This window comes from Lactobacillus sp. XV31L (genome assembly GCF_059900865.1).
Genome location: NZ_JBWXGC010000005.1, coordinates 62314 through 76257, shown reverse-complemented (window position 1 = coordinate 76257; position 13944 = coordinate 62314). Strand labels below are relative to the sequence as shown.

23 protein-coding genes are annotated in these 13944 nt (G+C 37.5%); 6 read left to right on the top strand and 17 right to left on the bottom strand.

Annotated features, from left to right (window positions below; genetic code table 11):
* Positions 1-8: 8 nt before the first annotated feature.
* The 17 genes from AC2JF7_RS04715 to AC2JF7_RS04635 all read right to left on the bottom strand — a co-directional run bounded on the left by AC2JF7_RS04715 (position 9) and on the right by AC2JF7_RS04635 (position 8384).
* Positions 9-530 (bottom strand): hypothetical protein, encoded by a 522-nt coding sequence (locus tag AC2JF7_RS04715; RefSeq protein WP_500727544.1) that lies wholly within the window; start codon positions 528-530, stop codon positions 9-11.
* Positions 531-550: 20 nt separating this feature from the next.
* Positions 551-739, bottom strand: coding sequence for a hypothetical protein (locus AC2JF7_RS04710; protein ID WP_500727543.1), 189 nt, complete (start codon positions 737-739; stop codon positions 551-553).
* A gap of 4 nt (positions 740-743) precedes the next feature.
* The gene (locus AC2JF7_RS04705; RefSeq protein ID WP_500727542.1) at positions 744-1235 is read right to left on the bottom strand and encodes a RusA family crossover junction endodeoxyribonuclease; all 492 of its coding nucleotides are present in this window, start codon (positions 1233-1235) and stop codon (positions 744-746) included.
* A 9-nt stretch (positions 1236-1244) separates the two neighbouring features.
* On the bottom strand, positions 1245-1706 hold the full coding sequence (gene ssb, locus AC2JF7_RS04700; protein ID WP_500727541.1) for a single-stranded DNA-binding protein: 462 nt from the start codon (positions 1704-1706) through the stop codon (positions 1245-1247).
* The gene (locus AC2JF7_RS04695) at positions 1699-1926 is read right to left on the bottom strand and encodes a hypothetical protein (protein ID WP_500727540.1); all 228 of its coding nucleotides are present in this window, start codon (positions 1924-1926) and stop codon (positions 1699-1701) included. Before AC2JF7_RS04695 ends, ssb begins: the two co-directional genes overlap by 8 nt.
* Before the next feature lie 2 nt (positions 1927-1928).
* On the bottom strand, positions 1929-2117 hold the full coding sequence (locus AC2JF7_RS04690) for a hypothetical protein (protein ID WP_500727539.1): 189 nt from the start codon (positions 2115-2117) through the stop codon (positions 1929-1931).
* Positions 2114-2920, bottom strand: a complete 807-nt coding sequence (locus tag AC2JF7_RS04685; protein ID WP_500727537.1) for a DnaA ATPase domain-containing protein — start codon at positions 2918-2920, stop codon at positions 2114-2116. The genes AC2JF7_RS04690 and AC2JF7_RS04685 overlap by 4 nt, the downstream gene beginning before the upstream one ends.
* A 14-nt stretch (positions 2921-2934) precedes the next feature.
* Positions 2935-3765 carry a conserved phage C-terminal domain-containing protein gene (locus AC2JF7_RS04680; protein WP_500727534.1) on the bottom strand — a complete coding sequence of 277 codons (831 nt, stop codon included), beginning with the start codon at positions 3763-3765 and terminating at the stop codon, positions 2935-2937.
* A 4-nt stretch (positions 3766-3769) separates the two neighbouring features.
* Positions 3770-4489, bottom strand: coding sequence for a Sak single strand annealing protein (locus tag AC2JF7_RS04675; protein WP_500727533.1), 720 nt, complete (start codon positions 4487-4489; stop codon positions 3770-3772).
* A complete protein-coding gene (locus tag AC2JF7_RS04670; protein ID WP_500727531.1) occupies positions 4490-4747 on the bottom strand; it encodes a hypothetical protein in 258 nt (85 codons plus the stop codon).
* Positions 4740-5042, bottom strand: coding sequence for a hypothetical protein (locus AC2JF7_RS04665; protein WP_500727529.1), 303 nt, complete (start codon positions 5040-5042; stop codon positions 4740-4742). The genes AC2JF7_RS04670 and AC2JF7_RS04665 overlap by 8 nt, the downstream gene beginning before the upstream one ends.
* Before the next feature lie 227 nt (positions 5043-5269).
* Positions 5270-5608, bottom strand: a complete 339-nt coding sequence (locus tag AC2JF7_RS04660; RefSeq protein WP_500727527.1) for a DUF771 domain-containing protein — start codon at positions 5606-5608, stop codon at positions 5270-5272.
* Positions 5609-5700: 92 nt separating this feature from the next.
* Positions 5701-5931, bottom strand: a complete 231-nt coding sequence (locus tag AC2JF7_RS04655) for a hypothetical protein (RefSeq protein ID WP_500727525.1) — start codon at positions 5929-5931, stop codon at positions 5701-5703.
* A gap of 2 nt (positions 5932-5933) precedes the next feature.
* Positions 5934-6539, bottom strand: a complete 606-nt coding sequence (locus AC2JF7_RS04650; RefSeq protein WP_500727523.1) for a hypothetical protein — start codon at positions 6537-6539, stop codon at positions 5934-5936.
* Positions 6536-7318 (bottom strand): antA/AntB antirepressor family protein, encoded by a 783-nt coding sequence (locus AC2JF7_RS04645; RefSeq protein WP_500727521.1) that lies wholly within the window; start codon positions 7316-7318, stop codon positions 6536-6538. The genes AC2JF7_RS04650 and AC2JF7_RS04645 overlap by 4 nt, the downstream gene beginning before the upstream one ends.
* Positions 7319-7394: 76 nt before the next feature.
* Positions 7395-8195 (bottom strand): ORF6N domain-containing protein, encoded by an 801-nt coding sequence (locus AC2JF7_RS04640; RefSeq protein ID WP_500727519.1) that lies wholly within the window; start codon positions 8193-8195, stop codon positions 7395-7397.
* A gap of 3 nt (positions 8196-8198) precedes the next feature.
* Complete coding sequence (locus AC2JF7_RS04635; protein WP_500727517.1) at positions 8199-8384, bottom strand: transcriptional regulator; 186 nt, start codon at positions 8382-8384, stop codon at positions 8199-8201.
* Between the two features lie 265 nt (positions 8385-8649).
* Here AC2JF7_RS04635 and AC2JF7_RS04630 point away from each other — a divergent pair, with 265 nt between their 5' ends.
* The 6 genes from AC2JF7_RS04630 (at position 8650) to AC2JF7_RS04605 (ending at position 13896) form a co-directional block, all read left to right on the top strand.
* Positions 8650-9027: a helix-turn-helix domain-containing protein gene (locus tag AC2JF7_RS04630; protein WP_500727515.1), complete on the top strand. Its 378-nt coding sequence runs from the start codon at positions 8650-8652 to the stop codon at positions 9025-9027.
* Positions 9014-10150, top strand: coding sequence for an ImmA/IrrE family metallo-endopeptidase (locus AC2JF7_RS04625; RefSeq protein WP_500727513.1), 1137 nt, complete (start codon positions 9014-9016; stop codon positions 10148-10150). Before AC2JF7_RS04630 ends, AC2JF7_RS04625 begins: the two co-directional genes overlap by 14 nt.
* Before the next feature lie 93 nt (positions 10151-10243).
* Positions 10244-10663, top strand: a complete 420-nt coding sequence (locus tag AC2JF7_RS04620; RefSeq protein ID WP_500727510.1) for a hypothetical protein — start codon at positions 10244-10246, stop codon at positions 10661-10663.
* Positions 10664-10913: 250 nt separating this feature from the next.
* Positions 10914-12119: an Abi family protein gene (locus tag AC2JF7_RS04615; protein WP_500727508.1), complete on the top strand. Its 1206-nt coding sequence runs from the start codon at positions 10914-10916 to the stop codon at positions 12117-12119.
* 190 nt (positions 12120-12309) lie between these two features.
* Entirely contained in the window at positions 12310-12669 is a 360-nt protein-coding gene (locus tag AC2JF7_RS04610) for a hypothetical protein (protein WP_500727506.1), read from the top strand.
* 114 nt (positions 12670-12783) lie between these two features.
* Entirely contained in the window at positions 12784-13896 is a 1113-nt protein-coding gene (locus AC2JF7_RS04605; protein WP_500727504.1) for a site-specific integrase, read from the top strand.
* Positions 13897-13944 lie beyond the last annotated feature (48 nt).

Here is a 13944-nt window from a genome sequence, read left to right as displayed (position 1 = left end):
ATCCTTTCCTACTTCACAAATATTTCTGCATTGTTATCTGCTATCATGAACTGATCGCCTTTGCGTAAATCACCCCAATAGTATTTTCCAGCAATTAATTCTACGCCCATTTTATTAGCAGCTCTTGTAGCTACCTCAGTTCCAGATGCCTCTATTCCCCAAAATCTAAGATTAGACAGACGTACTAGGTAGACACCATCGCATTTAAGCCCAAACGGCTCCCTAACTTCCAAGTTATAGTGTCTAACAATTTTTCGAATTGACTCTCTAGCGTGGCCAGTAATATCAATGATTTCTCTTATCGTGTGGCCGTATTTTATCAAATCAATTACTTCTTGTTCGTAATACTGCGGCACGTATTTGCCTGGCTTTCGGGCGACTGCTTTTTTAGGATGCCGTTGCTTACGCATGATTGCACCCGTTTTAGCATGCAGCTTAACCATGTCTGGGTCATCATTCGGTATGTCTAAAGTACCGTGTTCATCTTCGATTTTATGGATTAAGTCCCACGTTTCCAGTGACAGGCTCATGTTTCCCTCCTTCCCACTGGTTATGCTTCTGTTATTGATACGATATTTGCCGCGTTGATCAATATTCTACCCAAATCTTTTTCATGGGCATCCACTAAGCACATTTGCGGACTATATGTGAATCTGGCTTTCATCTCATCAATTGATTGATCAATTGTATATGTCGTGCGACCATCGTTCATTCTGACATTTACACATTTCTTACTCATATCTTTATCCCTCCTTATCGGTGCCCCATTCCGCCTTAATCTCAACCCGCGGCTTCTCCGCGTACCATTTCTCAACGTGCAGGCACACAACCTGTTTGTCATCCCTGTATAGGCCTTCATGCACGCATTCTGCTTTGTGCAGTGCGTGGTTCAGCTTCATCTTCGGGTTTAGCCCATCCAGGATAATCTTAGCGATGTTGTCGCTATCAGGCTTCTTCCCTGGCCGTTCAACACCTGCTAGGCAATTATGCCTTCGCTTTTTAGAATACGACTTTGGTACCTTAAAATAAGCTTTGATGAATAAACTCATGTCAGCAGATATTGGCTTTACTTTCTCTCTTTTACGTGCGCTAATTGCACAATATCTAACTAGCTCTTCGTACTTCTGCGTTGTGGTTGGTGTATAGGTTCTTACTCCTTTACCTGCACGAGAGAAACGTGGTCTAGCCTTTCCCTGAGGCTCCCCTGGGACAGTGAATTCTATTTTATTTTCCATTCACTGCTCCTAGAACGGCAGGTCATCGTCCGTTACTTCGATTGAATCGGCCTGGTCCTTGAATGGATCACGCTGATTACTGCTGCTTGAGCCACTACTAGTGGCGTTATCACTGGCACCACTAGTGTTATAATTTCCAGCCCCGCGGTCCTTCTTCGACTCAAGTAGTGCAAAGTTGTCAACAACAACTTCTGTGACGTACACGCGCTTACCGTCTTTATCATCGTATGTCCTGGTCTGAATACGGCCGTCAATTCCTACAAGCGACCCCTTGGACGTAAAGTTGAAGAAGTTCTCTGCGGCCTTGCGCCAAATAACACAGCTAATAAAATCAGCACCGCGCTCGCCTTGAGCGTTGGTGAATTGGCGACCAACAGCAAGTGTAAACACCGCAACCGAGATTCCGCTGCTTGTCACCTTGAGCTCCGGGTCACGTGTAAGCCGCCCGATTAAAACTGTCCTATTAATCATTCTGCATCCAACTTTCTCCATTCACGTCAATTCTTTTTCTCTTGGGATCATTGATGAACGCTAGTAGCCTGTCGTAATCATCCTTGCTGCAGTAGCGGTCAACCATAGTCCCAGCTTTGTCATCATAAATCAAGTACCAGTAATCCCCGCTTGTATTGAGGCTTAACTCAAAATAGTCATCTTCGCGGATTGTTCTTCCGTCTGATAAAGTAATTTTCATTCTTACCACCCCAATGCTGTCCAAAACATATACACCCGTATCAAGCATGCTATCAGCAGCATTGCACCACCAACAACCAGCAACGTGACTCCGATTGCTAAGCTATACTTTGTTTCTCTTTTTAAAACGGCTAAGGCCCCAAAAATAATGACCAAGGATAAAAATCCTAAAATTATCATTGTTATTTTCATGTTCTCGTCCTCTTGTCTTGTATATTAGAAAAGTCAATCACACGGCCACGGTCGCCTTCCTGCATCCGGCTGACCAACCGTTCATGGTAAGTTCTGTACAGCTCATCCATGCTCAGATTAGTCGTTGTGATGATGCGCTGGTTGCTCTCGTAAATATCAAAGATGGTGTCTTGCACGAATGATGTGGCCATGTTGTTGGCACTCTCGGCGCCCAGGTCATCTAGGACAACTAAGTTGGCATCGTGCACAATGTCCGTGACATGCTTGGGTGACCACAATCCCATCTTGTCGCTGAACCAGTTCTTCATCTCCCGGATTAGCTTGTTAACACTGATAAATAGGCATCGTTCCATCGGGTCCGCGTTGTCGTTGACCGCATTTAGTATTGCCATGGCCAAGTGCGTTTTGCCAGCTCCTGCTGCACCGTAGAAAAGCGTGTTACCCTTCTTGTCCGGGTACTTGAGGTAAGCGCCAGCAATCAGCCTGGCATCGTGCTTAGCAGCAGCCTCCTTGGTATTCGGCTTGGCCTTGAACCCGTCAAAGGTATATCTAAAAACCTCGCTGCGGTCGACCAGGGATGCTCGCCTGAGGAAGCCCTTGGTCTGCTTGATTTTCAGGTCTTCGTGCATCCGCCGATTCTGCTCCTGGGTCTCCTCAATTCTGCATTGCTCACAGAACGGCTTAACCCTGTCTAGACCCTCTATGTAGATTAGATGGCAGTCGGGATGCATAGGACATGTCTCGGCAGTCTCTCTGCGCCGTATTTGTATCGCCTTGACCATTTGCTTTGTTATTCCAGTCATATTAGCTCTCCTTTCTAAAACGGCAGTTCTTTTTCGTCAACGCCTTCTATTTGTCCATTTGTGAAGGCTTCTTGGTTGATTTCAACGTGTGGCTTACCCTGTACTACTTTTTCGTTTAAGTAGCTCTCAAACTTGGTGCCAAATAATGTCTGTGGCCTTAAATACTGAACCATCTTAGCATCATGCAGCCAAGTCGCACATTTGTTGTTGATTACCTTTTTAAAGTCAGCAACTGTGAAGTCCTCGTTAAGCCGTGACTTAATCAATGTCTGAGTTGCCTTGGTTGTATAGCGATAGGTTTTACCTGTTTGCTGATTAAGATAGTCAATAATCTCCTTAAAAACTTCAGACTTCACGATAGGCAGTTCTGCTTTAGCAGGACTATATATATTTCTATTCTTATTGCTCTCTTTATTAATGTTCTCTTTAGTACCCACCCGTGCATAGGGGGTATCGTCATCCGTGGGTATAGGGGCATGTTCACCTGTGGGTATAGGAGTTTGCTCATCTTGCTGCTGCCATCCCTTAGTGAAGGCTTCTGCTAACGCTTTGCCAGCATATATCCGTCTATGATCAACATTACCCGTCTCATCCTTAAGGATTTCCCGCTTTATCAATTGATTTGCTTCCAAGATATTCAAATACCTGTCTATAGAGCTTATTGAGCAATGCAGTCTTTTCGCCAATGCTTTGTTGCTCATGTAGAATGAGCCTGTAACATTAAGCATTGATACTATTTCTCCAAGCAGTAGGATTGCTTTTGGCGTTTTTAAAAGTTTAATATCATGTGCAGCACTGGCTGGGGTCATTAAAAATGCTTTGGAACCGTTTAGTATTTCAGTCATGTAATCACTTCCCTGTCGGTTGAATGTCCAGCCATTTCTTGTACAGCTTCCTAGCATATATCTGCTTGTATGCTTCGTGGCTTTCACCAGCAAGACCTTTGATAGTGGCCTTGCTCTCTTCGTTGCCTTGTATTGCTTCTGACACCACCTGCACCAGCTTTACAGTGCCCTTCTTATCTGTAATCTGATAATCCAGTAGTTGCTGGTCGGTGAACTGCAATGCAGTCGATGCTTTTTTAGCAGGTTGTTTCTTAGCTGCAGGTTTACTTGTTGGTTTCTTTTGTGGAATATCTTCCACTACTGGTAAGTCTTCTCCGGCATATACGTTCAGACCTAAGCCTGCAATCGCTAGAGCCTTAACTAATGCACGTTGCTGGGTCTTGTTGATTTCAAAATAAGTAGCTTTAGGCAATGCTCTGTTGTGATAATCCATGACAAATAATTTTGAACTATACTCATGGCCCTCAATAGTCACTATTGCTTCCACCTCAAATCCAGCCTGAGTTTGCCGGTAGTCAACATCTCTTCCGGTAGCCACCCAGCCTTCCTTAGTTTGGATGTATTCAGGAAACTCAACAATCTTGTATGAGGCATCAGGATAGACTTGTTTGACTAATCCCCATGCCATTGCCCAACTAAGATAGTCAAGATTGCCTTTCTTTTCTAGCATAGGCTTAACATCGATTTTAGAAAGTTTGTTGTACACATTGGTTTTCTCAGACATCTAGTTTCCCTCCCATTTCTGAGCAAGTCCCTGCTTGCGTACTTCTCTGATCGCATCATCGATAACGTTATTAAGAACATTAATAATTGATTCTTCGGTCGTAGCGTGGAAGCCATCAGGAAAGCCTTGTTTAAGTCCTTTGAGCATATCTATTCCTTTTTTAGGACTAGCCAAAGTTTTAGCTTCATAAATTAATTGCTGTGTATACATTGCAGCATCTTGATTAAGGCTTTCTTGCCATTTTAAAAAGTCATTCATCGGGGTATGGTTCACCATCCTTTAATTCTCGGCCGTCAAAATACTCACTAGCAAGGTCGTACCATTCTTGATTGTGAGAATCAGTCCAGATTTCAGCAAAGTCATCTATCATATCCCAAAAATCTCGGTGTCTATAAGGCTGCCCTGCATAATATCCAAGCCGTTCAGCATACTTTTTCAAGTCATTCATTTTCCAGGCTTGTGCCACGACGAAGTCCCGTGGACTGTCGTAGTCGTCGCCTATTTCGCCGTAAGTGGCGGTTTTTCCTGTCATCTCTGTACCAATGCATTCCATCGTGCTATAATTCCCCTTAGATATTTTTATATTTATTGATTAGTCCGATTGCAGTCGGGCTTTTTTTTATGTGCCTGGTAAAAACTCTGGCGTGTTTAGCAGCATTATCAGTAGCACCGTAAATACAATTACTGCTAGCAATAATGCGATTTCTGAAGTTTTCGTCTTCAGTTCGATGTCGGTGTAGGTGTTTAAAAAATAACTCCATTTAGCTAATATCCTTTCCATCATGGTAATTTCGCGTTCCAATCTATCTCACACCTGTGCTGGTCTAGCCACTCTTGTGCTGGCTTTTCAAAAATAAACGTCCGGCTTCCTTCTTCAGTCTTGCGTGGATTGACCACCCAGCCGCCATTTTTTACATTGACTTCAGGATATGCGTCAAAAATGAATAACCTAATCCATTTGTCCGACTTACTGCCACAATACTTCTTCGAAAATTCCTTCATCTTGATAGTCTTACCTTCAAGTGACTCGGCAGGTACATAGCCACGTTTCTGCATGATACTATCTATAGCGATGGTCAAAGTATCAATTGGGATTGGCAGTTCAATTACATCTGGCATCAGTATTCACCTCCTTATGCAGTAGGTACACAGCATCATAACTGGTTTTATTTCCGTACTTCTGAACCAATTTGAACGGTCTATCATCAGTTTCAATCATATTTCTTCACCTCCTTATCTTCATAGCGGTCAAACCACTCTTCTAAATTAGCCAGTTCTAGTGCCTTCTCTGCAACTTCGCGCCACATGTGCGCCGTTGAATAGTAGTGCTTGTCTATAATCTCGCTACTTTTGCTTTCTGCTGCGTCCACAAGAGTTCTAATATCCTCAACTACTCTGGTCAATTGCTCGTCATGCTTATCAAATTCTTCTTCGCTATACATTGCTAATCCTCATTTTTTCTATTACAAGTTACCTTCTTAACCGCTTGCGTGTGTTCGCCGATTTTATAAGCCACATCAACTAGCTGATCAGCTAAATAATAAGTAGTGTCGATATAAGATTTCTCATCTTGTAGTAGTGCTTGTAATGCTTGCGGATCAGCCGAATTGTCATCTAAATCTTTGTTTTGATTTTCTAAAATAGATGAAATTGCATAAATTTTATTTAGCAAGCCATCCACTACCGATACTTGGTCTTGTAAAAATCCACTAGCCGTACTATTAATTCCTTTTTTGACTTTTTCTAAATAATCATTTGATGATGTACTCATTTTCTTATTCTCCTTAAATTCTAATTTTTTTAAAATTGAATCGATTTTTTGATAGCTTGCTTTAGATTTATTAAAATTTATTTCCCCCGTCTTTTGACTCCAAGCAATAATTTGATTGGTGCTAAAATTTTTAATGACAATAAAAGCAATTTCTTCAGGATATAGTTCAACGTGCTTTTGTATGAAATCAATAATTATGGGTAGTTTTATTTCATAATCTTCAGATGTTTCCAGTTCATGAACCATACTGTTCTTTGTAAAAACATATATTTTTTTCATGACTGAGCCTCACTTAGCTTTTCGTCCCATACTTTGTAATTAACAGCAAAGTCCTTAACCACTGCCATATAGACTTGCTTCAAGCGTTTATCAGCATCAATCACATCTAGTTTGTTGGTCTTGGCAATTCTGCTTTTAGATGCCCCCTCAAGTGCCATATTCTTTCTAAGATTGGTCAGCCTGGTTTTAAGACTAGAACCTGCACGTGCATCGGTTTCTTTATAAATATCAGATTGAATTTCTTGATAAGCACCGTAGCCGCCTTGAGTTTGCGCCATTTTATGAATTAAATTTTGTGCTGTTTTGCGCCACTCTGTTGTATTAAGCCCGACTATTTCAGTTATGTTATCTAGCTTTTTATCTACTCGCTTAAGCTCAAGCTCGTTTTTAGCCGCATTGTCAAATATCTTTTTGAACATTTGTAAATCTGGACTTAGTTCTTTAATATTCAAATGTTCTTCTCGGTACTTCTTTTCCACACCAATCAAATACTTGCGATATTGTTTGCCCTTTTCTGTTCGGCTTAATAAGCAGAGTTGCTTGGCCATATCAATGGTCATGTTGTAATCTTGTAATTCCTGCATACCAGCTTCGGGATAAGCTTCGTTATAGGGGGTGCGCACACGCACCCCCTCCCAATCGGTACCCTCTTCAAAATCTTTAAAATTTTCTTTTACCCAAACACTAAATCTTGCTTTTCTTTCTAAGCCTTTATATAAATCCCTTGCACTAACAAGTTGCTGATCATCTTTGACTTTTACTTTAATTAATTCTTGCATCTCTATGCTTCCTTTCTAGGCGCCCACTATTTGAAGCTTTTCCCAAAATCGGGGAAAAGTCTTTTCTATCTTTTCGCTATACATTAGGTTTAAATTCTTTCTTAATTGCCTGCATCCCCTTCTTGGTGTACAGCCATACAGGAACTTCCTTAGGAGAATACTGTGACTTGCTAGTAGCCCATCTGCCGTATTCATTTTGGCCCGGTTGCTCCGCCTTAAGCCCTAATTCATTGGCGATCATTCCAACTTTCTTGCCACTTGTATTTAGTTCTTTGGCAATTTCACCTGCTGAATAATACTTTTCTTTTAGAATCGGAATCTCCATTTCACCTGTTAAAGCTTCAGCGCCTTTAGCAATTAGTGCCTGTTTAGACGATTCAGATCTCGTGGCCATAGCTAACTTATAAAACATGTTTGCTTTTCTAGTGGCTGCGTTCTCTTCCATGATTGATAAACGCCTTTGTTGAACGAGCGATGGTTCATTACTCTTAATTGCAACCCGCATGTTGAAGTAGTTATCAACCAATTGGTCATAAATTTCCCACGCCTTGTCATCGTCTAAAATCTTCAGTAGTTTTGCATAGCCGCGCTCAGACAGAAGATAAGCGTTACTTAAACGATTCCAAGCATTCTGAGTAAATCCAAATTCGTTATGGCTCAGACCCATAACGGATTTTAAGTCGATAATATCGATATTGTCTTTAAACCTTTTTCGATTATCATTAATCCGTCTATTGATTTCGCCTAAAGGTTGATTGTGTATCTGCGCAATGTCCTTAACGAGCATTGCTTTCTTATTTCTACCGAATCCACCTTCAATTCCAGCGAATTCAATTTTTCCAATTTGTTCTTTTCCGAGAACTTTTAGTTCTTGCATTGTCTAATCCTCCATTCCTAAAACCTTGTAAATTTTCTTACGCACTTCAATAGCTCCCTTGGTGTTATTGCCTTTAATAGCTTGATTAACTTTGAAACGACTTTCACCCATTAGATTAGCCAATTCGATTTGAGTCATATTTCGCTCAATCTGCTTTTGAATATTCTCTAATTTTTCTTCAGTTGGCATTTTTATCACCTCCTTTTTTGTTGCTAATTTATTTATCAACTTATTAATAAACTTATTGACAAATATTAGGATATATCCTAATATTAATGCATAACAAATAAGCGAAACAACAACATTTCCCGTGCATTTTTAAAGCTTATTTTGTTGCGTCAAATTTGTTTTATAACTTGTTGATAATTAAATCTTACCAATATTTCCTAAAAAGTCAATAGATATTTAGGATAAATTAGTAACTTTTTGTTATCAAGAACTGGAGAATCTTGATATGAGTACGTTTGAAATAATAAAAAAATTAGCCAAAGAAAAGCATATGTCATTATCTGAAGTTAATTCTAAAGCCGGTTTAGGTACCAATACCATATACAGTTGGAAAACAAGCGTTCCGAGTTTAGAAAATGCTCAAAAAGTTGCCAAAGTTTTACATACTTCTGCTGATTATCTGTTAGGCAATACAGACGATCCTGCACCTGCTGCTTATAAAGACAAAGTATTTACTGAATCTGATATTGAAAACCCAAAAATAAAGATGTTAGCCAGAAAAATGGATAGTAAAAAATTAAATGATTCCCAAATTGATTCTATAAGTAAAGCAATCAGTTCTTTTATTGACTCAATGTTTGAGGATAAAGATGACGACAAGTAATAAGCCAAATTATTATAAAGCACGTGAAACTGCTGATTTAATATTTAAAAAAATAACCGATCATAAATATCCAGTTAATACTTTAAAAATAATTTTGAAATTAAAAAATATAAAAATTTCGACTTACGAAAATTTTTCAAGAAAAATCAACTGTAATATTAACTGTTTAAAAGAGTGTAGTTCCGATGCCTTTACAATTTGCAAAGTTTCAACCCAAGAAATAAGATATGTAATTTTGTACAATTCAGAGGTTAATACTATTGGAAGAATCAGGTTTTCAATAGCACACGAGTTAGGCCATATTTTTTTAAATCATTTTAACGGTAAATATCCTTTATTAGAAAAGGGAGGATTGACAGAAGAGATATATCAAAAATATGAAACTGAAGCCAATACCTTTGCTAACGAATTACTAATCCCCCCTTGTCTATTAAAGGGAGACTATGAAATTGAAGATATTCGTAAAAAATTTGATGTAAGTAAACAAGCTGCAAAAATCTCAATAGAAATCAAAGAAAATCACCCTTTTTTAAATATATCTTATATTCTTAGATCTGCACTAAAAAATAATGATTCGATTTTTAGACATTCCTCTTTATTTGAAAAAATTATTCCCAGAGAAAGTCATACATTAAAAAGTTTTAATTCCTTAATAATATCGTATAAGAAGCCTTCGATTTATTTCTGCAAGTCTTGCTTAAATGCTGAAAAATGCTATCTTCAAAATTTAGAATACTGTCCTGTGTGTGGAAAGGAAAATCTAGTTAATATTAATAGCAATCAATATTATTTGTTTCATGAGTTAATGGAGGGAACAGTAATGAAATATCCTGGTTTAAAAGTTAATACTTCTGGTAAATTAGAAGAAAATTGTCCTATTTGTGGGAATGAAGAAATCAAAGGGAATTATTGCACTATTTGCGGTATTTATGTCGTAAACGAATGCTCTGGATGGCATAAAAAAAGTGAAAATTTTTCTCAATTTGAGGATCCATGTTATAAAAGTTTAGATGGTTCTGATAGATATTGTCCTTACTGTGGTGCTATGTCTACTTTTTTAACTAATGGTCTACTTCAAGAATGGGATAGTATAAATCCATTTGCTAAAAGTAATATAAAATAGCTAATCAATTCTGAGATATATAAATATTTTTTACTATATATGTCCACCACACCAGTGACGCTAAATCCGCAGTTAATATTTTAGGAGATAACAATGAGTAATCTAAAGAAAACTTTATCAATGGTTGTGACTACTTCAGTAGCTCTAGCCATCGTAGGCTGTTCTAATAGCAAAAGTAACAAATCTAGCAACAACACTGCTAAAACGACTCAGCAGCAGAAAACAAAGCCTAAACCAAAAGTAGCTGATTATCCTAACATCAAAGATGCTGAAGCTGCACTAGGCAAAGGCAAAAATCTAAAAGGCAAAACCGTTCAATTCAAGGTTAAGAAATTAGAACCGCAGAGTGCCTTTGGTTACAACATGGAAACTGGCAAACATCTCAACTTTGTCAGTCCAGAAAACCCGAATGTAAAAAAGGGCGACACTGTCTTTCTTAAAATAAAGAAAATCAAGTCAGTGCTTGGCTCTTTTGTAATCACCTACTCGCACCTGTCTAAAGTTAAAGAATAAGCACAACAAAAAAACTTAAGAACTAACACAACTGTTCTTGGGTCTTGATTAATAATTGATCGTCCACCACGCCAGCGACGCTAAACCTAAGGCGATAATACTCTTCAAAATAAGTGACATTTATCAAATAGTACTTGTTGACAAATTATAATTATGAGTTATCATGAGTATATAGCTTAAATGCCTGTATTATGCACGGGTCGTTTAAACACCTCATGGTAATCTAATTACTGTGAGGTGTTTTTCGTTCATGAAGAAAAAAGCAAAATTTAAAACTTATCCAGAATTATTAAATAATCTCAATAACCATGGCTTAAATGTAAGCGGTGAAGAAATCAGTATAGAGATTTTAAAGACTCGTGGATATTATAATTTGGTGAATAGATATAAAAATGATTTATACCGTAAAAATGTTAATGAGTTCAACACTCGTACTACAATAGAAACTTTGTATCATTTTCACAGAATGGAAGACGATTTAAGGAATATATTATTTAGATTTACTCTTACTTTCGAACAATTCTTAAAAGAAAGTATGTCATATACTCTTGCAAGTACGTGGGGAGTAGATCCCCAAAAATATTTAAATCCGAATAACTATTCATACAGGCATCAAAAGCGTGCAATTAGCATTCTTAATATGATTTTAGAAATACAGGATACTTCAAAAAATCCAACAAAGTATTATAAGGATAACTACGATGTAATTCCTCCTTGGATTCTCCTAAACAATGCAATGTTTGGACAAACTAAAGCGCTTTTCAAAATACTACCAATTGATTTGAAGAGGTATATAATTCATCAAATGATGCCTTTCGACTTTTTTAATTATCATTTTGACAAATATCATTCAAAACAAATAAGCGAAGAGATGACCAATAGACTTTTTGATGAAGGAGATCTAATAGCACGATCACTAGCCAAAACCACTCATAAAGGAATTGATATTGAAGAATGGTTAGATTATATTGATCCATTTGTTTATAAGGATTTTAAAGGCACACCTTATCTTAATAAAGTTTCTAAGCAAATTGATGACGAACGTATCGAAGCATTCAGTGGTGTTTTAGATGCAATACATGAATTTAGAAATACATTGGCACATGGCTCGCGGATTGTTCATTTTCATTTCAAAAAGAATTTGAGGCTTAATTTGATTACAAAATATACCGGAGCTAATTTCAATGTTACACAATTTAAAAAGGAAAATTTGGGAAATGGTGTATTCGGTGTTTTATTGGGTTTATTAATAACTCTAGATAAATTCGACACTTTATTATTAATTAGTAAGCTGAAAAATTGGAAAAAGGATGTTACAAAAACTTTTAATGATAAAAAAGACTACGATTTATTTATAAAAAGTTGTGGCTTGCCTAAAAATTTTATTTATATTTTGGATAATATAAGAAAAGATTTATATTCCACAAATAAAAGGTACTATGAATCCAAATACTGATAAAGTTTATTCGGCTATTAGCATAACATAACATATTAACACAGAAAGCAAAACTCGAAAATGCAAAAAAGAGATGACTGGTGCAAAAGTTAGAAATCCACAAATTACTGACGAAGATGATGCCCAATTGCAGTATGGAATGGTTCTACTTTGGAATTAACCGGCAAATAGTAATATGCAGAGGTTTATTATGAAGAAAAATTCATTAGTTATTGGTGTACTAGCAGTCTTAGGCTTAATTTTTTCGTTAGGTCTAACACAACAAAACACTTCAGCAAAGTATTGGAAAGAATATTATTACAGACCGAGAAAAGTTAAAGTAATTAAGCCTGTAAAAATTTACAAAATGAAAATTGAGCATCCCATGATGTACAATCACTCAGTTGGATCTAAAACTTTAAAAGAAGGCGCAATCGTACATATTCAAGATTGCGCAAGTTATGAATGGATTGTAACGCACAAGGGATGGGCTAACGGATATTTCAAACGTGGTGGTAAATATTTCTGGCAGTGCCCTATTCCTAAAGGCTGGTATAAATTAGTTAAATAAGCAAAACAAAAAAAGCCCTTAAGAACACGTCTGGAAAACATTTCTTAAGGACTAATCTGAAAGCAATAACAAAGCTATTACTCTGTTTATTTTATCATATTGGAGTATAAAACAGTGGCACATTTAGAAAAACGTGGCGATAAGTGGCGTGCGCAGGTATCGTGGTATGACAATTTGGGCAAGCGAAAATTTAAAGTTAAGAGTGGCTTTTCTACAAAATTGCAGGCTCGTAAGTGGGCCAATGAAATCGAAGTAGCCAAGGACCAGAACCTAATTTCAAATCAGGACCCTATTTTTGCTGACTATTTTAAAGACTGGTACCTAAGATATAAGGCTCCTGGCAAGTCTAATAATACCAAAAGCAGGTATGGACATATTTACACTCTCTTAAAAGACAGCTTTGGGAATACTAAATTATCAAAAATGACACGTGCCAAGTATCAAGACTTTCTCAATGAATATGGTAAAACTCATGCTAAAGACACCGTTCAAAAAACTAACGGTACCATTAGAAGTTGCGTTAAAGATGCTGTAAGTGATGGACTAGCTAGACTTAATTTTACTGACAGAGTTAATCTTACCTGGAACGATGACAAAACGCGTAAAATTGAATATCTTAATTTTAAGCAAGTGCAGCAGCTGAAGGAATTATTGCTTCAGAATATTAGGCCGACGTATATTAGTAGATACATGCTGTTAACCATCATCTACACAGGGATGCGACCTGGTGAAATTAGGGTATTAACCTGGCACGACATTGATTTTAAAAATTGCGAAATACATATCACGAAGTCTTGGGATTATGACAATCGCAAAGTTATTGACTATGATTCTGATGAGATTAATAAAGAAACCAAGAATAAGACATCGACACGTGTGATCAAGGTTGATCAGAAACTATTGGATATTTTAAACCAGCTTAAAGTTAATAATCACGAAAGATTATTTATTGATGAAATGGGTACTATACCTACTTCTAATGCCGTCAATAAAACATTAAGGAAGCAATTAGATAAAATGGGCATTGAAGATAAAAGCTTCCATTTCCACAGTTTACGACACACACATGTGGCCCTGTTACTATTCAAGGGAGTTGACCTCTACTCTATTTCAAAGCGCCTAGGGCACTCAAATATGAGCATCACGGCTAACACTTACGCATACATGCTAGACGAATTAAAGCAAAAATCAGATAACCAAATCGTCAAAATACTTGACGAAATTTAACTCTTTAGATACCTTTTGGATACCTTATACATATAAAAGCCCTGTAGC